The following is a 23,843-nucleotide window of genomic DNA, read 5'->3' on the forward strand; positions in this document are numbered from 1 at the left end:
GCCTGATTATCAAAAGAAGGAGGTCATAGAATGACTGGAAAGAGAAAAAGAATCTGGGCGATTCTGTTGAGCATCCTGATGGTTCTGCAGCTGTCCTCGGCAACTGTTTTTGCCGAAACACAGAATCCGGATGTGCAGGGAATCCAGACAGAGAGTGCGGTACTGTCGGAAGGGACTGTCGACGGCCGAACATCATCCACCGCCACGGTGACGGTGAACGCCAATATGGACGGAACCGTGTATTTTACAGCGTTGGCTGCAGAGGTGGAAGCTCCTGATGCGACCGCAATAGAGGCGGCTGGGAACTTGTCGTTTATGGTATCGGCAGGAGCCAATACTCTGACTTTGCCGGGGCTGTCAGAGGCAGCCCTGAAAGTCTATATGGTTTTGAAAGGGCTTAACGGCGAGGTCTCTGAGGTGTACAGCATGGATCTTCCTGCTGTGGAGTTGTCGGAACTTAAGACGGTTCCGGAAGATGTAACCATCCGTTTTGAGATGAATGACGGTACACTGATTTCCAAGACGGATATGAGCGGAAAATCTGTAAAAACGCTGGGTGCTTTAGGTGTAACCGGCGGTATAGAGAATGCGGAGCCTGAGTATGTGACGCCGCTCCATCTGCTGGCCCAGGCAATGATCGAGCGAAATATCCCGGTCGATATACAAGTAAAAGAAAACGGCTGGGTGTTGGAATGCAATGGCACAGGTGCGGATTTGATGTATTATGTCAATGGGGCTGACAGCAGCGCTACATTTGGCGGTTATGAAGTGAAGCCCGGCGATAACATTACAGTGATCCAGTGTAGCTTTGAAGGAGGGGTCTATGCTGGCTTCGGCTATTTTGGAGAGGTTGTAGACAATACTTTTGATCCCATTGATATGATGGAAGAAGCAGAGGTGGCTGTAAAAGAACCGCTGACACTGCAGTATTCCTATAAGGGCTGGTCGAGCGGCAATGACGTGGCGGTTGGCGCGGACGTTTATATCAGCGAGAAAAATGGTTATGCAGCGGATCAGAAAACAGAGATTACAACAGACAGCGAAGGAAAATTCACGGTCAGCTTTGACGAACCGGGAGTTTATCTTGTATCGGCACGCGCTTACATAGAAGCGGGGAATGAAGAGAGCGGGCGTCTGGCAAGTAACGCGTATTGTAAGGTTACAGTGACAGATGCGGCCGCAGGTCCTGAGCTGGCGCAGGGGGAACCCCCGGTATCTGAACGCACAGCCGGCAGCGCTAAAATAACAGTCAATGCCAGCACAGCTGGAAGCTTGTATTATCTGGTTCAAGAATCCGGCGCGGCAGCGCCTGATGCGGCAAGGCTTGAAAGCGAAGGACAGACAGCGGCGGCAGTGCAGGGTGAAAATACCTTAGAACTGACTGGCCTGGATAAAAGCGCCCAAAAGATTTATCTGTTGTTAAAAAGTGGTGAGGGCACAGTATCCCCTGTAATTTGCGTCGATATTCCGGAGGCAGAGGAGCCCCTTCTGAAAGGGATTCTGAGCAATGGAGGAAATCCGGAATTTGATGGGAGCAGGGAAGCGGCTGTTACCTGGGAGACAGGCGATATCCAGTTCCGTCTGAAACCAGTATTTCCGGATGGGATGTCTGACGTAACGCTGAGTTTCCGGTATACCGGCACAGACGGCCAGGAGAAGGTGACAGAGCCTACAACAAAGACAAATACATACTTTTGGTTTGACGAAGATTTCCTGTCAATAGGCGGTCAGGGTAATGATCTTACCATAATTGCGGAAAAAGACACAGTTACCCAAACCTATGTGGTACATGTACAGAGGACGGCGTATCTGACCGGGCTGACTGTTCAGGATCAGAAGGGGAATCCGATTGCGATTTCACCGTCTTTTAGCAAAACAAAAACTGAGTATTCAGCGGTAGTCCTGGATAATGTGGACCAGATTGAACTGAAAGCTACAGACCCGGTAGAAGCAGTGTCGCCTGAGGCATCCAGGGTGCTGTTTAACGGTGAAGCTTCTGAAGACGGTTCGTGGACCATGAATCTTAAAGACGGCGAGAATCAAGTCGTCTTCCAGGCAGATAACGGCGCGGCGGACGCTCAGGAATACAGTCTGACCATTACCAGGACTGCATCTGTTACCTTAACGGTTCAGACCAGTCCGGAGGACGCTGCCTTCAGCTTGTATCGGGGCTCCAAGGGCATAGAAAGGATCTGGCCTGAGGAGGATGGGACTTATAAGCTGTTTCCGGACGAGGCCTATCAATATACCGTTGCTAAAAGCGGATATATAGGACAGTCTGGTGAGGTAACACTGTCAGCGGATGAAACAAAAACCTTTACTTTGGAAAAAGCGCCGGAAACTGAGCCGCTGCCTCAACTGGACGCGGATTATCCGGGCTTTCGGGCAGGGGATGACAATCAGTCGGTTGTTTCATCCAAGACTCCGATTACCAAGGAAACCATAGAAGTAAAATGGGAACGCCAGACGGGCGATTATGTAAGCCCTACCAGCGGGACTACGCCGATTATCGTAGACGATAAGGTCTATACGATTTCCAAGGGTGTTGTATATATGCTGGATAAAGAAACCGGAGAGGTGCTGAAGACAGGTTCAGCAGTGCAGGCCAGTGCGGGATTCAATCTGCTTCCGCCTACCTATGCGGATGGCATGCTGTTCGTGCTTTTGGACAATGGAGTGATTCAGTGCTTCAACGCGTCCACCCTGGAATCTCTCTGGGTATACAGAGATCCTCTGGGAGGCGGCTGCAACAGCTCTATCCGTTATGATGACGGCTATATTTACCTGGGCTTCCAGGGCTACAGCGGCTCCAACTTTGTCTGCCTGTCTGTGACGGATGAAGATCCTTCCAGCACAACGGAAGAGAAAGTAGCTGTATGGAGGAACAGCGGGCTGGGTGAGACCTTCCAGTGGAATGGCGCCTGGACCAATGAAGAATATGTTTTTGTAACAACTACAAACGCGCGTAAAACGAATGGAACGCTCTGCTGCGTGGATAAAATTACAGGAAAAGCGGTACAGAAGATAGAGCTGGGTGAATCTGTACGCAGTGATGTTTCCTATTATAACGGAAGAATTTATTTTACGACCCAGTCAGGCAATCTGTATTCCTACAATTTGACGAAGGAAGGAATATTAGATACGGAAAATTTGATTGAGCCTCTGTACTTCGGCGGAGCCAGCACCAGTACGCCTGCGGTATACAATAACCGGGTATATATTGGTTACAGCGGTGGGGAAAGTTTTGGCGCTGAAGGCTATGGCATTCTGGTCGGAAGCATTGATCCAGATACCGGCGCGATGAGTGCGGCCTACGTGGTTCCAACCGACGGTTATCCGCAGACCTCCGGCCTGATTACTAAAGGCTACGAAGAAGAGACCGGCTATGTATACGTTTATTTTCTGACGAACTCAGCTCATGGTACGCTGTACATGATTAAGGATAAGGCGGGCATGACAGAAGCAGATCCTGCTTCAGGCGTCTTCTATACGCCGAATCATGAGCAATATTGCATTGCCAGCGCAGTAGCTGACAGCGACGGAAACATATATATGAAGAATGACTCTGCGTGGCAGTTTGTGATTACGCGGTCAGAGACATATCTGAAGGAAATACAGGCGACAGGCGGTAATGCGGTTCTGGATGGCGGCAAGGATTTCAACGGAAGCCTCAGAGACCATACGATTACCGTCGACGCAGGCACTGAAAGTATCAATCTGAAGCTGACGCCAAGCGACGGCGCGGAGGTTCGGATAAACGGAACGGCGGGAAGCACCCAGGAGATCGCCCTGACGGACGGAAGGGCTGAGATACAGGTACAGCTGACAAAGGGAGATTCCTACAGAGTCTATAATTTTACGGTATTGAGCGGACCGACACTGACCTCCCTGACGGTTACCAATAACCCCAATGAAGGAATGGGAACCGCATTTACAGTTTCGCCAGAATTTGAGCCAATGTCTACGGATTACACGGCCGGCATTGCAACAGTGCAGAGCAGCGGTTATATCTGGTTTGGCCAGCTAAACGCTTCGGATACGCTTAAAGCTGTAGCAGTCAGCGGCGTCAGTGGAAAAAATGAGGGAGACGAACTCAAGGTTACCACAAACTATAAGGGCAACAAGTATATCAGCGTCTCCTTTGAAGACCGTACAAATGCTGCAACTGCTGTTGTGCAGTTAATCGTGAGCTCTGCAGACGGCAGTCAGACGAGAAGCTATACGGTTACATTGAATACGAAGGTTCAGTTAACGCTGGCGGAAGGTGCCGTTACGAACAGGAAATCCTCTTCGGCTGATTTGACGGTCAGCGCAGGCCAGGCAGGCGAGCTGTATTATCTGGTGCAGGCAGCAGACGCGGAGGCGCCGGACGCTGACAGGATTCAGAGTGAAGGCCTGAAGACAGAGGCAGCGGCAGGAAGCAACCGATTGGCTTTAACAGGGTTGTCCAGAGACGCGATGAAGGTGTATATGGTCCTGAAAACAGAAAACGATGGTGTCTCTGCCGTCTGCAGCGCCGATATTCCCACGTCCGTGATGTTGGGAGATTTGAATGAGGACGGGGAAGTGGATATCACAGACGTCGTACAGCTGCTTGACCGGGTGGCGGCCGGGGAAGCGGTTGAACTGTCAATTGGCGATATGAACGGTGATGGAGAAGTAGATATCACAGATGTGGTACAGCTGCTTGACCAGGTAGCGGCCGGAGAAAAATGACAAGTCCGGACTGTGATTTATAAATGTTTACAGGGGGAGCGGCGGCACTGAAGGGTCTGCTGCCCCCTCAATTTTATGAACGGGACCCGTACACCCCGGCAGGTTTAGAACACGAAAATAGCATTGACAAAAAAGAAGATATCGTTTATTATTGAAATGAACAGTTGACAAGAGAATATGGATCGTTTGTACAGTTGTGGAATGGATAGACATTCATTCCGGGAAGGCCGGTGAGAGTCCGGCGCGGTTTATCTCCGCTGTAATAAGGACGAAAGCTGTCATAACCACTGGGGAACCGGGAAGGGACGGCGAGTAGGTTTGTACTTTAAGCCAGAATACAAGCAACTGGAGATCATAGGGCAAATATCCGAAAGCATAGCGGAGATTTGTTTTTTTGTGTGTTTTCTTGAAAATATAATATGAAACAGCCGCGCATAAGCGTTAAAAGGAAAGCCGGTCAGATCCCGGTGCCGTGCAGGAGATTCAGCCTGACCGAGCGGACAGCCCGCCGCACCTACTGTCTCATGAAGAACGTGAAAATCGTTTTAGTCATGGGGAGAAGTGCGGCTGTATGTTGGATATATGTAAAAAGCCTCTCTTCGGAGAGGCTTTTTTGTATGGCAAGGCCATATGGGAAGAAAGCTGATGATGTGGAGAGGGGCAGACTGTCCCGGCTGCACATCAAATCTTAAAGTGCGTAAGACAGGAAACGGAGGACAGGAAAAGGATGAGGCGACAAAGGTATCAAAGATTGCTTGCGGGAGCGCTTGCCATGCTGACCGTTGTATCGGTGCTTTTCTGGAAGCCTTCAGACGTGTTTGCAGAAGCCGGATCAGATGGGGAAGCTGAAACGGTTCTGCTGGAGGGGATTACGCTGAACCGCTCCAGTCTCGTAATGAAAACCGGGGAGCAAAAAGCGCTTTTGGCTGCACTTCTGCCGGAAGACACCTCAGAGAATCCGGAAATTGTCTGGAGTACGGACGACCCCGCAGTTGCCCAGGTATCTGGAAATGGGCTGGAAGCGGTTGTGACGGCTCCCAGAGGTGCAGGAGGAACAGCAGTAATAACTGTGTCGGCAGGAGGGTTTACCGCTGCCTGCCCGGTGCTGGTAACTGTTCAGGACCCAATGCTGGAGAGTGCGTTGTTCATGCAGAACAGCTCAGGAAGTAACCGATATGAACTGAGGGAAAGCGCTATAGGGGAGCAGGAATACATACTGCGGATCCCCGAAAACACCAATGTGGTTTACGTAAGGCCTCAGCTTAGAGATGATGTGACGGAGGAAGCAAAGATTACCGCATATTTCACAGATGTCTACAGCGGGGAGGAGGTTTCCGTAGACCTGCCGGTTGACGAGACAACTTCACTGTCCAGCAGCACGGCGGGCCGGCTGATTCGGGCTTATGATACGGAACCGAAGGAACTGGTGATTGATGTAGTTTATGGGGAGCAGAAGGAAACGTACCTGTTCCATATTGTCAGAGGCTCTTACCTGGGTGACCTGAAGCTGACAGACGAAAAGGGAGAGCCACTGGCTTTTACGCCTGATTTTAAAAAGAACGTGTTTGAATACTCTGTACACGTACCCTCTTCCCAGTCGCAGATACAGATACACATGACGCCGGCTGAAGAGAGCAGCACAGAACTGACTGTAAACGGTGAGGCGGCTGAAGGCGGAAATTATACGCTGCCGCTTGCAGGCGCGAAGGTCATCGCGGTGCTGCGGGCGGGTGACGGAGTGCAGTCGGTGCCTTATGAATATGTGCTGACAGTGTATGTGGATGAAATATGTTATCTGACCGTTGATACGGAACCAGCGGACGCGGTGTTTGCCGTCTATGATGAGAATAAAGTACAGATCGACCCGGTAGACGGACGCTATGAACTGATTAAAGGAGGAACGTATACTTATACCGTTTCTGCGCAGGAATACCAGACTCAGAATGGAAGTTTTGTCATGGAAGGGGACGAAGAGAAGAGCTTCAGCCTGGAGAAAATTTCAGAGAGTCAGTTTGAAGAACTGGATGCGGAGTGGGGCGGCTATTGGAAAAACGCAGACAACCAGAACATCACAGATGCTCCCACACCTTCATCCCTGGACAATGCAGAGGTTCGCTGGAAGCAGCAGTATGGCTCCAATGCGGATTACAGCAACAGCGTGAGCGACGGTATACTGGTGGAAAATTATATTTGTTGTTTCTGCGGAGAGACCCTGATGTATCTTGACCGAGCCACTGGTGAAATGATCCGGAGTGTCAAAATGGCTGCAAAAGGAAACAGTTCCTTTAATAAGCCGCTCTATGCGGCAGGTATGCTTTTTGTTCCGCTCAATGATGGAAAGGTACAGGCATTTAATGCAAGCACGCTGGAATCTGTATGGGTTTATGTGGATACAGTCGGCGGAAATGCAGCCACAGCGCTCCGGTATGATTCAGGCTATCTGTACGCCGGTTTTGCGGATGGCAACCTGGTCTGCATTTCAACGGCGGATGAGGAGCCTGAACAGGCAGAGGAAGAAAAATCTGCAGTCTGGAGAAAGTATGATAAAGGAGGCTATTACCGGACAGGCGTCTATACAGGAGAGAAATATCTTTACGCCTGCGGCCGTTCAGGAAGCCTCTATTGTCTGGATAAGAAAACCGGAGAGACGGTACAGAAGCTGGCGTTGCCAGCAGAAGCCGGGGCGCCCACCACTGCTGTCAGCCATTCGGACGGGCGGATTTATTTCGCGACGGAAAAGGGATACCTCTATTCCTGCGGATTGGCTGAAGACGGAAAGCTGGACATAGAAAATATGACAAGCCTGAAGCTGGGCGGGATTATCTATGGCACCCCTGTGGTGTATCAGAACCGGGTTTATGCAGGCAGCGCTATGACAGACAGCTATGGGATTGTGACTGCTCCCTATTATCTGAACGTGGTTCAGGTTGGGGAAGAAGGGGGATTATCTTTGTCTTACCGCATGGAGGTCAAATATTGTCCGAAAGGGACCGGGACGCTGAGTACGGCTTATGAGCAGCAGGACGGCTGCGTATATCTCTATTTTACAACAGACAGCTCTAACGGAAGTCTGTATCTTTTGAAGGACAGAGAGGGACTGACTTCTCCGGGTGAGGGAAGCGGACTGTTCTATCAGCAGACGGAGGTGTTCGGAAATGGGAGTGGGAGCGTGCTGGCCGACAGCGGAGGGAATCTTTACTTCCGGTATGAATCGGCCTGGATGTACTCTTTAAAACCCACGGAGCTGTATCTGACCGGCGTAGAGGCGTCGGGAGAACGAGTGGTTGTAGATGGGGGCCAGCCTTTTGACAGGCAGATGGAACAGCACACAGTCCTTTTGGATAGTGCCTCCGATCGGGTGACTCTCACGTTTTCTGCCAATGAGGGAGCTGTGGTTTCCATAGACGGGCGGGAAGGCAATGTCCAGGAAGTGACGCTGGAGGAGGGCATGGCAGAAGTGCAGGTGGTGCTCAGCAAAAACGGGCAGCTCCGCACATACCAGTTTACAATCCGCAGACGCGGCAGTGACGCATTCCTGGAAAGACTGCAGGTCAGCTATTCGCCGATGCTTACGGTGATGGAGATGGAACTGCAGCCGTCTTTTCAGCCAGAGATAACGGAATACAACTCCTCCCTCTACGGAAATGATGATATGAAGGTTTATTACATATGGCCGGAGCTTTCCAAGGGGTCGGCAGCCTCCATGAAAGTAACGGTGGTGGAAGGCGTACAGGGAATGCAGCCCGGGCAGGAGCTGGAGCCGATGACCGTACAGCTGGACGAACCCAGGCAGCGGTATAAGGTGACGCCGGCCGGCACGGACGCGGCTAAGGTGTTGATTACTGTGACTGCCGAGGACGGCCAGAGCCAGAGGGTATATGAGCTGTCGATGTTCCGCAATAACGAAGTGCCCAGGGTTACGGCCGGCGCGGGCGCTTTAGTCAGCCGGCAGGAGCATACGGCGGTGATACGGGTGAATGCCAGTATGGATGGATACCTCTATTATCTGCCGGACCGGAAAGCGGGAACTGCGGGAATGCCCACACAGTATGAGATAAAAACCAATGGGAAACGGGTTGCCGTTTCAGCCGGAACAAATACAGTTACACTGGATGGATTCGAGACGGCCGAAAGCGTCGTATATCTCTATGAGATGGGGTATAACCAGAGATGGAGCAACGGCATTCAGATAGAGGTACCTGCCTATACAGGCGGCCAGCCAACGCCGGATCCTCCAGGAAGAGGAGATCTGAACGGAGACGGAAACGTGGATATTACAGATGTGGTATGTCTGTTGGATGAGGTGGCGAAGGGTAGCGCGCTTCCCGCGGAAGCTGCCGATCTGAATGGGGACGGCCATGTGGATATCACAGATGTAGTAATACTTCTGGATGAAGTGGCTGCAGGCGAATAAGCCGGCAGCGCGCTCAATGAATCAGTGGACTGCGCGGAATTAAGGACCGCGGTTATCCAAATATAAAATAGAAAAGGAGTATGAGTATGAAAAGCAAAAAACAATGGCTGCCATTGTTTGGGGCGGCCGTAATGGCAGCGACCCTGATGGTTTTGCCCGGGGCAAAGGAGGCGAAGGCCGCAGCAGCGCCGGAGGTATCAGTTTCTATTGGCAATGTGACGGCGGAAATAGGAGATGAAATTACAATTCCGCTTACATTTTCCAGTGCAGAAAATAATCTGCGTGGTTTTAACGGTGTAAATACGGGCGGATATGACAGCACGATTCTGGAATATCAGGGAACGACCCTGGATGGAGGACTGAATAATGATAACCTAAGCACTGCGGGCGGAAATTTCGCTTATATGTCGCTGGGTGGTTTCTCCAGCGGTACTGTAAATATTAAATTTAAAGTGCTGAAATGCAGCGCCGATCCCGTGAGTTTTACTGTAAGCGGGCTAAAATTTACCGATGGGACGACCACGACGGCGCCTAAGGCGCTGACATCTGCCATTACAATCAATCATCCGGCGGATCAGCAGAATACGGAGGGTACCGACGCTACCTGCACCACGGCGGGCCATAAGAAGGTAACCTGCGGCGTCTGCGGTGCTGTAATCTCCGACGAGGATATTCCGGCTCTGGGGCATGATGAGGGCACGTGGACAGTGACGAAGGAATCCACTTGCAAGGAAAAGGGAACCAGAGAGCTGCGCTGCACCAGGGACCAGGCCCTGTTAAAGACAGAAGAGCTTCCCCTGGCTGAGCATAGCTGGGATGATGGCAGGGAAGCAAAACCGGCCACCTGCTCTGCGGAAGGTGAAAAGCTGTATACCTGTAAAGTTTGCAACGAAACTAAGACGGAAAAGATTGCCAGGGCGGCTCATAGCTGGACAGTGAGTGAGGAAACAGATCAGGACGGCTGGAAGGTTATCACGGCTGCAACAGAAGAGAAAGAGGGCAGCAAAGAAAGAGTTTGCTCTGTCTGCAGTGAGAAAGAAACGGCAGTGATTGAAAAGCTCGCTGCGAAACCGACGGCTGCGCCGACAGCGAAGCCAACGGCAAAACCGACGACGGCAGAAAAACCGTCCGGGGGCGCTTCAGCTGCCAATAATGGCAAAGCGGTGAATACGGGTGATACTACTGAGACGGTGGGATATGTTGTTCTGATTCTGGCGGCGGCCTGCGGCATCGCGGGAGCAATCGCTATGAAGCGCAGAAAAGTAAATCATTAAAACTCAGGCCCCGGCCTTAAGCCGGGGCCTGCATGAAGTATGGGATGAAGGAACTGCATGATGAAAAACAATAAATTCAGACAAATAATTAAAAAAACAGGAGCGGCGCTGGCGTCAGTATGCCTGGCAGCTGTTCTTATGTTTCTGACAGCCGGGTTTGGACATACGGCTCCGGAAAATCCCATGGCTTCTCAGGAGGCAGATGCTTCCCGCATGTATTTGACCTCCTCCACACTTGCCATGGATCAGGAAAAGCTGGCAAGCGTGGAGAATGCCAACATCAGCTCCGGCGGCGCTGACAGCGCTGCGGCTCAGGAGAAAGAGCAGGAAGAACAACAGGACCAGCGGCAGGAAGATCAGCAGAATCAGCAGGAAGACCAGGAGAATCAGGAGTTCCGGCAGGGGCAGCAGAATACGAATAACTATACGTCCGAGCAGAACACCCCTTCCGGGCAGGTAAGCAACAGCCTGTTGTCGTTGATTCAGAAAAACCAGTCTGGCAATACTCAGAACGGAAACACAGGCGGAAACGGGGGTGGAATCGGAGAAAACGGAGGAGGAGGAGAACCGGGAGGGGATTCCGGCAACACGCCCACGGAAGGCGGCAGTTCGCATACTTTAAATCCGAATCAGTCATCGGAGCTGTTCTATACAACCATCGAGGACCAGAAACGGACCAACGATCCCAATTACCCCTTTACAATTCATCTGACAGAAAAAGGCAAGCAGCTGTCCATCTCCAGTATAACGGTTGTACGGAACAAGGACAGCAAGGAGGGTAAGCTGGAAGAGGAAGATAGTTTGGAACTGGAGGAAGGAGCCAATTTCGTAGAGGTGATTCTGAAATTCCGTTCGGGTAGAGATGAAGTAACAGCGCCTTCCAAGAAGTATGTTCTCTATTATATGCCGGAGGGAAAGGTGCTTTTGCTGGTACAGAATGCCAAAACCGGAGAGTACCTGACAGACGGGCAGCAGCTGACTGTCTATGAGGATAATATCTGGCTTAAGGTTACGGCTCAGAAGGCCTCGGGCGGTCAATGGACAGACGTGGGGCACACGCTGCGCCTGAACAATGCGCTTAAGTCCGCAGAGGCTGACGGGATATACCGTCTGGGCCTGGACAAGGGAAATAATAATGAAGTGATGATCCGGGCCGGGGAAGCGGGTAATTACTCTGCCCAATTATCCTGCAGTATCAATTATAAGGTTGACGGATTTGTGGTGAGCTTTGAAAGCACGGGCGGCTTCAGGGAAGATATCTCCGACAACAGGACAATGGCGAAAAAGAGCTTCGGGGGAGTGACTAGTATTGATTATAAGTCAGAATCCTCAGATTTTGCGTTCCGGATTACCTGCAATACCGATACCGGAGAAGAGCAGATCACCAGTATCCTGGTGAGCAGCGATCAGTTCCCGGCACAGGAGGAAAAGCTGGGGCAGCAGGGGGCAGATGGGTTTATACATATTCCATTGGATGCATCATTGGGGATGACTTATATCAAGATGTACTGCAGGAACTCCGATGGGGAGACCAAAAGCTATATCTGGGAGGTTAAGTATACAAGAGTTGATAATGGAGAGAATCCCGGAAATGACAAGAATAACCCGGTAATTGAGATTAGCATAGCAGACGGGCAGACTGTTCATGATAATCCCTACACTGTAAAATTAAAAGCCTGGAGCCATGATCAGCATACACTGCAGATTAGCCAGATGAAGCTTTATTTGAACGGGCAGGAAAAGCGGAACGACAGCCTGACCCCTGACGGGTTTTATGAGTATAATCTGGAACTGACAGAGGGGGCCAATCAGATATACGTCCGTGTGGAGGATAGTGAGCAATACGTTACTGAGAAATACCTTACGCTGTATTTTAACGCCGATAAGGAAAGCGCCAGAGTCCGTTTTATTCTGTCTGCCAATGTGGTCGGACTGGGAACGCTGATTGACGAATATGTGGATCTGGAAGGAAGCACGACCATTGCCAGGATCGTGGAGGACCGTCTGGCTGCGTATGCGTATACTACGATCCACGACGGGTCAGCGAATGACGGGTCCTATTTCCTCCGGCATATACAGAAGCCCGGCATCCTGCAGGGGTGGAATGTATCGGAAGAGGAACGTTCTCTGCTGGAGATGGAGGGAATTTATCTGAATGAAGAAATTACTAATTTGGACAGTCTGGGAGAAAAGAATTTTACAGAAGGTTCGGGGTGGATGATAACGTTGAACCACTACTATATCGGGCAGAGCATGGGGACCTGGACGGCCGGCGACGGAGATGAGATCCATGTGCTCTATACACTGGACTGGGGTAAGGACGTCGGGGTGGATCCCAACAGCGGAGTCTATGGGTAAAGCGGATACCCGCAGGGAGCAGGAATACTATTAAGGGCCAACAAGGAGGAGAAAGACAGATGAACAGCCGTACAGATGCCGTCATCAGAGAAATTGAAAAAGTTATTGTCGGAAAGCGTGAAGTGGTGGAACGGGTGTTGATGGCCGTTTTATCAGAAGGACATATCCTTCTGGATGACGTTCCGGGTGTGGGGAAGACCACCCTGGCTCTGGCCTGTTCACGGGTCATGGGTATGGAATACCACAGAATACAATTTACGCCGGATGTGGTTCCTTCGGATATCGTGGGTTTTTCCATCTATAACAAGGAACAGGGGACTTTTGACTATAAGCCGGGCGTAGTTATGACAAACCTGCTGCTGGCGGATGAGATTAACCGCACCTCCAGCAAAACTCAATCAGCGCTGCTGGAGGTTATGGAAGAGGGGCAGGTGACGGTAGACGGCGTGACCCATCCGCTGCCAAAGCCATTTGTAGTGATCGCGACGCAGAACCCGGTGGGATCGGCCGGAACTCAGCTTCTGCCCCAGGCACAGCTGGATCGGTTCATGATCCGGCTGGAAATGGGGTATCCGGATTTTGAAAGCCAGGTAAATATTCTGCGTGACCGTCAGACGGCTAATCCCATAGAGCAGATCCATGGAATTATCGGGGCTGAAGAAGTCCTGGCCATGCAGGAGGAGATCCGCAACCTTCATGTGGAGGATTCAATTCTGGAATATATCACCGCCCTGGCAACGGAGACCAGAAAGGACGACATGATCCGCCTGGGCGTCAGCCCCCGCGGGGCGCTGGCTGTAGTGCGCATCGCGAAAGCCCATGCCTATCTGGAGGGACGGCAGTTTGTTACTCCGGAGGATGTGCAGCAGGTTTTTGTGGATGTCTGCGGACACAGGATCATTATGAATCCAAAAGCCAGAGTGGCTGAGCTCTCTGCCGCGGATGTGCTGTTAAGAGTGATGAAAAACACCAAATCTCCGGACAGCGGGCGATAAAGGGAGGCAGGCATGAGAAAATCCAGAATATTGTGGATTCTGTGGCTGGCTTTGTCATTTCTGTTCTGGGCTGTGACAGAAAGCGCCGGGGGCTGTCTGCTCTTTCTTGTATCAGCGGTCCTTCCACCGGTGTGCGCACTGCCGGCCAGGAGGCTCAGGGGAAAGCTGGAGGCGGAGATTTCAGCCTCGGCCTATTGTGAGAAGAATCAGGAGGCGGAAGGAAAGCTGACGGTAAGAAATAGCTGTTTTTTACCGGCGGATCGTTTGATCTGCCAGCTTTGCTGTGAGAACCTGCTGACTGGAGAGAAAGAACTAAAATCTCTGAGAATGGCTGTTCCGGCCAGGGCCAGCGTGTCACTGGATCTCCGGTTCATGAGCCGGCATGCGGGGCGGGTGAGAATATCTCTGAAGCAGATGACATATTTTGACCTGTTTGGGCTGTTCCGGTTCCGGAACACACCGGTATCAACTCCCCCGGCATTAACCCTGGCGGCGCCGAATACCTTTCCGGTGGTCACTCAGATATCCTACGGGGAAAGCGCCAATATGGACAGCGATGAATATTCGATGAAAAAGGCAGGATATGACCCGTCGGAAACCTTTGCGATCCGGGAATACCGCCCCGGCGACAGAATCCGCCAGATCCACTGGAAGCTTACGGAAAAGCTGGGGAGCCTGACGGTACGGGATTACGGACTGCCGATCCAGAATACGATTTTGCTTCTGCTGGAAACCGGGTGGGTAAAAGACGGCGGGAAGCCAGAGGCGGACTGCCTGGACGCTCTTGCCGAGGCGATACTTTCTGTATCCCAGGAGCTGGTAAGCCAGCAGACGGTACACAGCATCGGTTGGCAGAATCATGAAGAAAACACCTTTTCCTGCGAAGAGGTGGAGACGGAGGATGATCTGAATTCACTGCTTCCGGGGCTTTTAGGGGCTTCGCCGGGAGAGGATGAATTATCTGTGGCAGAGCATTACATGGCCAACCGGGAACAATTGGAATTTGCACATGTGGTAGTATTTACACCGCAGCACCGGGAAAGCCTGAGCTATCTGGCAGGCCATTGCCTGCTGACAGAGGTGATTTGCGAACAGGGAGCCTACGGATATGACCAGAAGGATGGTATCGCCATCATCGGCGCCGTCCCGGGACAAGTTTCGGAAATGCTGGCTTATATAGAAATTTAGAAGATGCCGGCCAACGCAGGCGTTACCAAACAGGAAAGAGATAGACATACGATGAAAGAAAACGGAAATTTTCTCCTTTACCCAGGCCTGGAACCGGGAAATAAAACGAACAGAATTATAACATTTTTAGTGGACTGGTTTTTTATATGGCTGTATCTGTCGGGAATGGCAGTCTGGCTGATTTCAGCCCTGGACCTGCCGGTGGCTGTGAGCCTGTGTCTGGGGATTCAGGCAGTGGCTGCGCTGGGCATTCAGCTTTTGACCGGGAGCAGGGGCAGAAGAGCTGGCCTGAAAATGCTGCTCTGGTGTGCGGCTCTGGCTGTATTTGCCCTGCTGTTCAGAGATTTCTGGAGCAGCGGTATACATATCATCTGCAATCGGGGTGTAGAAGCTTTGGGGGAACGGTTTCCCTATTTGTTTCCGGCCTATGCGGTAACTGTGGGGGAAGAAATGAGGGAAGCGGCGCTGTACGGCGCTCTTTTCTGGCTGTCCGCGCTGGCGGCTGTACCGGCTGTTTATCTGGTGCGGGCAGGAAACCGGATTCTGCTGGGAATTCAGGCAGTGGCATTGCTGGCGGCGCAGATGGTTACGGGAATCGGACCGGGGCTGGCGGCAGGTGTTTGGTCTGCCCTGTGTCTGCTGGCAGTATGGATACGCGGGCACGGCGAACGGATTCCGGCGGGGCGTCAGCGGCTGGCAGCTTTGGAAAGCTTCCTTTTCGCCGGGGTGGGGATTTTCCTTTTAATGGCCGGGGGCCGTGCCCTGACACAGCGTTTTTTGCCGGAGAATGCGGAACTTTTTACAGGGATTCGGTCCGGAGTGCTGAAGAGCCTTGAAGAATTTCGATATCAGGGAGACAGCCAAGTTTTGCCGGACGGAGATTTTACCGGGCTGGGTTCCTTTGAACCGACGGAAGATCCTGTTCTGGAAATAACCATGAGCCGGCCGGATTCCTACTATCTGCGGGGATTTACAGGGAGTGTCTACACAGGCAACGGCTGGACAGGGCCGGAGGCTGCTGTTTTATGGGAAAACCGGAATCTGTTTTACTGGCTCCATCAGGAAAACTTTTACGGACAGGAAATCTTGCCCGGCGCGGCGTTGGCGCTGGATGCTTCAGTGGCGTCGGAGGAAAAGAACGCAATCTCTGTTAAAAACCTGTCTGGAAATTCTAAATACTGCTATGTACCCTATGAGCTCCATTCCCTGGAAGAAAGCCCGGTTCGCCAGGCGATGGATCGTCAGAAAATAGGGGACGCCGCGGTGGTATCCCAGGGCCTTTATGGGAACCGGGAATATTCCTACGAGGCATTGGCAAACCAGGTTACAAAATACCCTGCGCTGAACGCGGCACTGCTGGACACAGACAGCCTGGGCGAAGAGGGAGAAAATTACCGGGAACTGGAAGGGTTTTACAATGAATTTGCCTATTCTGTTTATCTCGATATACCAGACAGGCTAAATGCATCGCTGTCAGAGGTGTTAGGCGTTAAAGAAATAGACAGTGGAGAAAAGCATGCGGATTATGCGGAAGCGAAGCAGAATATCCTTTATGCGCTGACCGCCGGTTATACAGATACGAATATTCTGGAGAATACCTGGGACGGTTCTGACTTTATTTTCGATTTTCTGAATGTGTCTAAAAAGGGATATTCCGTTCATTTTGCCAGCGCCGCGGTAATGATGTTCCGGTATTATGGGATTCCGGCCCGCTATGTGGAAGGATATCTGATCACTCCTGACGATGTGTCAGCCATGACTGAGGGAGAATCCTATGTACTGGATGAAACACATGCTCATGCCTGGGTGGAATACTATCAGGACGGAGTGGGATGGCTTCCCTTTGAGACCACCCCATCTTATTTGAACACCATGGACAGGGCGGACGAGTATCAGGATATATCCGGCATGGACGGTGCAGGTTCCCAGGATCAGACGGATCAGGAGGAAGAAGAGCCGGAGAAAGAGGAAGAAGAGCAGAAAGCCCCGGAATTTGACTGGATCTTTCTGTTAACTGTTCTGATGATATTGGGAATCTTACTGCTGGTGCTGGTCATGATCATTTTCTTGATCTGGATCCTGGTGCAGAGAAGAAAGAGCAGGAAGGCCAAACGGCTGTTCCAGTCTGCGGACAGGCGGGAGGCTGCCAGGGCCCTGTTTGAATATTCCATGAACCTGATGTCGGTGGCAGGGCTGAAGATCCGGAATACTTCACTCTATCGTTATGAAAAAGCGATAGAGAAGATGTTTGACCGTGAGATGGCGGAAGAATATATCGCTGTGGTTGCGGTCAGACAGGAGGCGGTTTACAGCGGCCATGAAATCACGGAAGAGCAGTGGAGCCTGATGCGGCGGTTTAAGGAAAAAATCTGGAACCGGATTTATTCCCAGGGCAGTATACTTCAGAAATTTCAGCTGAAATACATTTATTTTCTATAACGCAGTTTGAGGATGGCGCGGCAGATGCGCTATTGGAGGAGACTATGGAAGGAAGACTGAGAAGAAGGAGAAAAGGACAGGCCAGGGTCAGTATTCTCGCGCTTTTGCTGATTACCGCTTTAACGGTGAATCCTCTTTCTCCGCTCCTTGCGGAGGTGAGCGCGGCATCGGTAGAAAACCCGTGGGACGGCGTCAGCATGACGATGCCGGAAACAGATGAAAACGGAACGTATCTGATCCGCACCGGGGCTGAGTTGGCCTGGTTTGCAGCAGAAGTGAATGGAGGCAGGGGCGAAATTAACGGCAGGCTGGAGAACTACATTTATCTGAACGACTATAATACTTCGTACAACTGGACCATGATTGGCGATACCGAGGAGCATCCCTACAGGGGAAGCTTTGACGGCAACGGGCAGAAGGTGGTTTATATGCGGGCTGAAATCAATATGAAGAATCCGGAACGAAAATATGCCGGGCTGTTCGGCGTCATTGACGGCGGTACAGTGCAGAATCTGACTGTACTGGGAAAGGTGATCCAGGGGTATGGTAATTACGGCAGTGCAGACGGGACAGATCAGCAATGCGCAGGCAGCGGAGGAATTGCCGGATATCTGAAAAGCGGACAGATTGTGAACTGTATCAATTATGCCAGAACTACCATGGACGGAGAGGCAATGTACCGCAATTCAGGAGGAATCGTAGGGATTTGCAAGGGGTTAGTGGTTCACTGTGAAAATTACGGAAAACTGTCCACGACTGTCGGCATTGCGCAGAATCATATCGGAGGGATCGCCGGGCTGGTATATGGAGTTAACGCACAGGTGGATAATTCCGTCAATTATGCAACGGTGCAGGGTTATTTCTGCGTCGGAGGCCTGGCGGGCGCCGTCAAAGCCGGTGGCGAGATCCATTCAAGCTGTAACTACGGCGCGGTTAAGGGAAACTCTCTGCTGGGAGGAATTGCCGGGAGAATTTCTACAGCCGGCCTGTATAATAACGGGGGTGTTAAGCAAAGCGCAATCCGGAACGTTTATAATCTGGGAAGCATCAGCGGCTATGGAACCGGAGCGGGATCAGAGGCCGGGGGGATAGTGGGACAGATGGGCTATGAAAGCTGGAAACAGGAAGCCATACCCCCGGCCCCCCTTGTGGAAAACGCTTATTCTGCCGCGGATCTTTCCGGTGCCTCCAGCTACAGAAGAGGCGGCGTCATCGGCTATCTGCTGAGCGGTTCCTATGGAACGGTATACGGCTGTTCCAATTCCGGCCTGCTTATCAATCCGGTGGGCGCTAAAAATGACAGAGGAATCACGATTCTGGGAGAAGCCCGGATGCTTACAGAAGAAGAGATGAAAAGCGCGGTTCTGCCGGAAAAACTGGGAAGCGCCTTTACAATGTCCAATAAATATGACACAGAAAATAATGGATTCCCCAAACTGGCATGGCAGTCACTGCCTTCCGATCTGTTGGATAAAATTGACCAGGGCCGTATGGAACTGAACGGCTGGCTGACGGATGTCAATAAGAAGAAATATGGGAAGAATTATACCCTGATAGAGACGCTGGTAAGCACTTATAAGGAGAAACTGGGCACTGTTTCGAATGAAGAAGAGCTGGAAGCGTATATGGCGGAGGCCAGGGAGCAATTAAACGCTGTCAAACCGGGCATTGACGCGGACAACGAGCTGGCAGAGGCTATTGACAACGGGATTATCGCGTTGGAAGAATACTGCAGGAAATTGACTGGAGAGCATACGGATCTGACAGACAGCCAGAAAATGGATATGAACAACCTGACGGGTGAATGGTCGAAAAAGCTGGAAGGGGCTGCAACGCTGGAGGAAGTGCGGCTGCTCATCCGTGACGGCAAGGACGCTCTGGAAGCTAAAATAGCTTCTTTTGAAGAAGATAAGCGTCTGGAGGAAATTCGTTCGAACGCACTGCAGGTGGTAACAGATTACCGGGCGGATGAGACGTATGACGTAACATGGATGCATAAGATCAAGCTGGTTCGGGACGAGGCGCTGAAGCAGATCTCAGCTGCGGCGACGGCGGCTGAGGTGACGCGGCTGATGGAACAGGCAAAAAATGACATAGACGGTGTGATCGACCAGATACCGGAAGCGGGCGCATGGGACGGCGTTACGCTGTCGGAACCAGAGCTCAGCGCGGACGGGATTTATCAGATCACCAGTGGAAGCGAGCTGGCCTGGTTTGCCAATGCAGTGAATACAGCGGAGGGAGGAAGCGGGCTTTGCGGCGCTCTCTGCAATGATATCTCTCTGGGATTTTATAACTGGACGCCCATTGGAAGCGGCAGAGCCTTCAGCGGCAGCTTTGAAGGCGGGGGCTATACGGTACGGGGACTTTTTATAGACCTGGCAGATACTTATGCGGGTTTATTTGGAAAAATAGAAGGCGGCGGCGGGCACAAAATACAGAACCTGACCGTCAGCGGAACAATCGCTGTAGACGGGAAGGTAACCTATGCGGGAGGAATTGCCGCCTATGTCAGCGGAGCGTCTTCCGGCGACTGCTATTTGCTGGAGAACTGCCACAGCAGAGTGTCTATTACCCTGGACGGGGTAAAGGCACTGGACACAGGTATTGGAGGGATTGCAGGCAGAAGCCGGTATGCGATTCTTTCCTGCTGCTCCAACACAGGCCCCGTGACTCTCGGGGAAGCAGTCAGAGGCAATATTACCTATTATGCGGGAGGCCTGGTAGGAAGTGCCTATGCCAGTACGACGATTCAGAGGAGCTATAACAGCGGCATCATCTATTCGACATATGCCGCGGGAGGCCTGGTAGGGCTGGCCAGCCAAAAGGATTCAGGAATATACGCCTCCTATAATACAGGAGAAGTCACGGGAAAAACGTATGCCGGAGGGCTGGGAGGCTCTGTCCTGGGAAATAATACTGCCTTTAACTGGTGTTATTCTTCAGGACCCGTCAACCTGAGGGATTCCGGATACGGAGTGGGCGCGCTGTTCGGTAATCTGGCCAGCGGCAGCGACGGCGTGCTGTATGCACTGAAGCGCAGCGATTCCCTGGGCCGGGCATTGGTGGGGATATCCATCGATTTTACCGCCACAGGGAAATTCATCAGTGAAGCAGAACTGGCGGGAGACGATATTCTCAATGCCCTGAACGGGGGAGGAGGCTGTTATATTCACGATTATCTGGGCTTCCAGAACGGCTATCCAATTCTTGACTGGCAGCTGACGCTGGATGGTTTTAGAACCGGAGCCATCACGGAGCTTTCCGCTTACGCGAAGCAGGAAGACTATACAGAAGAAAACTGGGCGGCTGTCCAGGCAATTCTGGCAGAGGGGGTGGCACAGATACAGGCGGCCGCTGATATGCCGGGCGTAAGCGCCGCGATGACACAGGCGAAGAATCAGATCGACGAAGTGGAGACGAAGGCAGGCACAGCGGAGCGGAAGCTTCAGGAAGCCAGAGACGAAGCGATTTCTATTCTGGAAAACTATGTGGACCTCAGCGTTTACCGCGATCAGGAGCAGACGGAGATCCGGAATCTGATCGCCAGAGCGAAGAGTTATATCCTGCTGGCTGATTCTCTGGAAGAGGTGCAGAGACACCTGGATGAGACCAGGGCGTCCATCGACGCTCTGCCCGATGCCTGGACCTACTACAACCAGGTCAACATGGCGGCGGCAGGAACTGTGGATGCTTTTATCCTGGAGATTGGAGAAGTGATCTACGCGGATTACGTCAAACTGTCCATTCTGACAGCGCGTGACGCTTATGACAAGCTGACGGAAGAGCAGAAGGCCCTGGTGATGTATACTCAGGTGCTGCTGGATGCGGAAGCGGCCTGGGAAAAGCTGGCGGAGGAAAATGAACCGACGGACGAGGATAGGAATCTGGCCGCCGCAGTGGACGCGCTGATAGGAGAAATTGGAACGGTTACAGCAGACAGCGGGGATGCCATCGCGAAGGCCCGGCATGCCTATGACGGGCTGACAGATAAGCAAAAAAACCTTGTGGGGAACGCAAAGCTCTTACTGGACGCAGAATCGGCCTACAACAAGCTGTGTGCAGATCCTGTGGCGTCGGCTATCGCGGCTATCGGAGAGATTACGCTGGATAAAAAAGAAGTAATTTTCGCGGCAAAGGATGCCTACGACGCTCTGTCGGACGCGCAAAAAATTCTGGTCCAGGACTATCAGGTGCTGGAGAACGCTATTATTACTTATCAGAATCTTGTGGTGGCTCAGCCTGTTATAGAGATGATCAGCGGCCTGGGAGATGTGGGCAGCATCACTCTGGGAGACGGGAACGCGATTTTGGCGGCGATTGCGGCATATAATATGCTGACCGGAGAACAGCAGGCCCTGGTGACGAATTATGACATACTGGAGGCGGCGGCTTCTGTCTATGATTCACTGTCCGCCATACAGAACGTAATGATCCTGATTGACCGGATCGGTGCAGTCAGCCAGGCCAGCGGCGGACAGATCGCGGAAGCGCGCGCGGCATATAATAGCCTGACGCCGGATCAGCAGAGAAGAGTGACGAATGGAGAAGTGCTTGAAAATGCCGAAAAAGCCTTTGCGGCTCTTCAGAGTCCCCAGGTTGACACCAACGTGAACACAGGGGGAATACAGGGGAATACCGCTGCTCTGGCAGGCGGCGGACAGTCTTCCGGAAGCGCCGGAACCGGTGGGACTGTTAAGGAAAATGGAACTGCAGTGGAAAATGGAGACGCCGGGCAGGAATCGTCCGCGGAAGAGGCGGAAGCTGAAAGTACAGCGAAAGACGATGCTTCAGCAGAAGACGGAGCACTCCCGGAGTGGCTGGAAAATCAGCTGAACGGCAACGCGGCTGCTGATACATCGGCCGACGCAGAGTCGCTGGCGTTGGAACAGGTTAAGATGGCAAAACGAAAAAATCTGCTGCTTATTTTAGGGATTATTCTGGCGGCCTGCGGGGCGGTGACAGGCGCTTTAGGCTTCTCCCTGCGTAAGGCTGCGGGAAAAAGAAAGGAAAAGAAGGTTCATTTATGAAAAAGAAACGATGGAAACGATCCAGGAGCCCGCAGAAGCTGTTGGCGGCAATTGTATCAGCATTCCTTCTGCTTCAGCCGGCCATGGCCGTACCTGCTGCCGGGGCAGACCCTGAAACGTCCGTTGCAGGAGCGGAAACAGGGGAGGCTGTCGCAGGAGAACTGCGGCAGATGCAGGAGGATATTATTGATTGGAGACGCAGCTTTGAAGATAGCAGCCAGCTTTTGTCCGGCGAGCTGCTGGACAAAGCAGGGAGCGCCGGAAGTGACTGGTTTGCGTTTGATATCAGCCGGATGGGAATTGAGGATCAACAGGCAGCTTATCTGAGCAGGCTGGAGGATGTGGTAGAGAAGATCTACCAGGATATGGAAGACAGCCGGCTGAGGTACCGGCTGTCGGATCTGCACAGGATTGCCATGACGGTAGAGGCCTGCGGCGGCGACCCCACTGCCTTTGGAAGTGATCCGGAGGGAAATCCCATTAATCTGATCCGGGATAGTGTCTGGAACAGTATCTGGGGCGATCCGGGAGCACAGGGGATTAACGGTTATATCTGGGCGCTTCTGACTGTGGACAGCAGGGGTTACGAAGAGCCGGCAGACGCAGAATGGACCAGAGAAAAGCTGATTACATCTATACTTTCCCGGCAGCTGGCGGACGGCGGCTTTGGCCTGATTAAAACAGACCCGTCGGACGTGGATCTCACTTCCATGGCGTTGACCGCACTCGCTCCATACCGGGATTCAGAGCAGACTTACACTGTGACCAATATTGTATCGGAAGAACAGGTGACTATGACTGTGGCGGAGATGTCCGAGAGAGCTTTTGCATGTCTGGAGAAGCTGCAGCAGGCGGACGGCAGCATGATTACCTATGAGGAACGTACCTCAGAAAGCACCAGCTGGGCCATGATGGCTTTGGCCTCCTGGGGCCGGGATCCGGAAAAGGATGAGCAATTCATCAAAAACGGACAAACCCTGCTGGATGGGCTGAGGGCCTTCAGGCTGGAGGACGGCAGTATCATTCACAGCCTGGACGGGGATCAGGAGGAAACAGAAGGTAATAATATGGCCGGCTATCAGGCTGTCTATGGTTTAGAGGCCGTCTGCAGGCTGAAGGAGGGAAGGCCCGGAGTTTTCGACCTGTCTGACGCGCCCGAAATTTCCCGGGAGGAAATTGAGAAAGCAGGCGCGGAACTTCCGGAGCTGACTGAAGAGGAAGAAAAGACAGGCGAACAGGTGAAACAGGAGACTGGCAGCCGGGCGGTACTGGTGACGGCTGTGGCTGCCTCAGGTATCGTGCTGGCTGTGGTGATCTTTTTGATTCTGCTGTTGAGGGACCGGAACAAAAAGAAGCAGAAGGCGGATTCTGACGGCGGTACCGGCAGAGAGGAAAATGCGGATGGTGAGGATGACGAGTGGTAATCGCG

9 protein-coding genes and 1 riboswitch are annotated in these 23,843 nt (G+C 52.2%); all 9 genes read left to right on the forward strand.

Going from position 1 to position 23,843, the window contains the following annotated elements; all coding sequences use genetic code 11:
* Window positions 1–30 precede the first annotated feature (30 nt).
* A complete protein-coding gene (locus tag H9Q79_RS04025; protein WP_249329234.1) occupies window positions 31–4,716 on the forward strand; it encodes a cadherin-like beta sandwich domain-containing protein in 4,686 nt (1,561 codons plus the stop codon).
* A 177-nt stretch (window positions 4,717–4,893) separates the two neighbouring features.
* Window positions 4,894–5,077, forward strand: a riboswitch (cobalamin riboswitch).
* 366 nt (window positions 5,078–5,443) lie between these two features.
* The gene (locus H9Q79_RS04030; RefSeq protein WP_249329235.1) at window positions 5,444–9,130 is read left to right on the forward strand and encodes a cadherin-like beta sandwich domain-containing protein; all 3,687 of its coding nucleotides are present in this window, start codon (window positions 5,444–5,446) and stop codon (window positions 9,128–9,130) included.
* Window positions 9,131–9,216: 86 nt separating this feature from the next.
* Window positions 9,217–10,404, forward strand: coding sequence for a hypothetical protein (locus H9Q79_RS04035; RefSeq protein WP_249329236.1), 1,188 nt, complete (start codon window positions 9,217–9,219; stop codon window positions 10,402–10,404).
* Between the two features lie 57 nt (window positions 10,405–10,461).
* Window positions 10,462–12,762, forward strand: a complete 2,301-nt coding sequence (locus tag H9Q79_RS04040; RefSeq protein ID WP_249329237.1) for a hypothetical protein — start codon at window positions 10,462–10,464, stop codon at window positions 12,760–12,762.
* A 59-nt stretch (window positions 12,763–12,821) separates the two neighbouring features.
* On the forward strand, window positions 12,822–13,757 hold the full coding sequence (locus H9Q79_RS04045) for an AAA family ATPase (protein ID WP_249329238.1): 936 nt from the start codon (window positions 12,822–12,824) through the stop codon (window positions 13,755–13,757).
* A 12-nt stretch (window positions 13,758–13,769) separates the two neighbouring features.
* Complete coding sequence (locus H9Q79_RS04050) at window positions 13,770–14,945, forward strand: DUF58 domain-containing protein (protein ID WP_118642678.1); 1,176 nt, start codon at window positions 13,770–13,772, stop codon at window positions 14,943–14,945.
* 51 nt (window positions 14,946–14,996) lie between these two features.
* Window positions 14,997–17,384 carry a transglutaminase TgpA family protein gene (locus H9Q79_RS04055; RefSeq protein ID WP_249329239.1) on the forward strand — a complete coding sequence of 796 codons (2,388 nt, stop codon included), beginning with the start codon at window positions 14,997–14,999 and terminating at the stop codon, window positions 17,382–17,384.
* Window positions 17,385–17,428: 44 nt separating this feature from the next.
* Window positions 17,429–22,414, forward strand: a complete 4,986-nt coding sequence (locus H9Q79_RS04060) for a hypothetical protein (RefSeq protein ID WP_249329240.1) — start codon at window positions 17,429–17,431, stop codon at window positions 22,412–22,414.
* Window positions 22,411–23,838, forward strand: a complete 1,428-nt coding sequence (locus H9Q79_RS04065; protein WP_249329241.1) for a prenyltransferase/squalene oxidase repeat-containing protein — start codon at window positions 22,411–22,413, stop codon at window positions 23,836–23,838. The genes H9Q79_RS04060 and H9Q79_RS04065 overlap by 4 nt, the downstream gene beginning before the upstream one ends.
* Window positions 23,839–23,843: the final 5 nt, after the last annotated feature.

This window comes from Wansuia hejianensis (assembly GCF_014337215.1).
In the GTDB taxonomy this organism is placed as follows: Bacteria; Bacillota; Clostridia; order Lachnospirales; family Lachnospiraceae; genus Scatomonas; species Scatomonas hejianensis.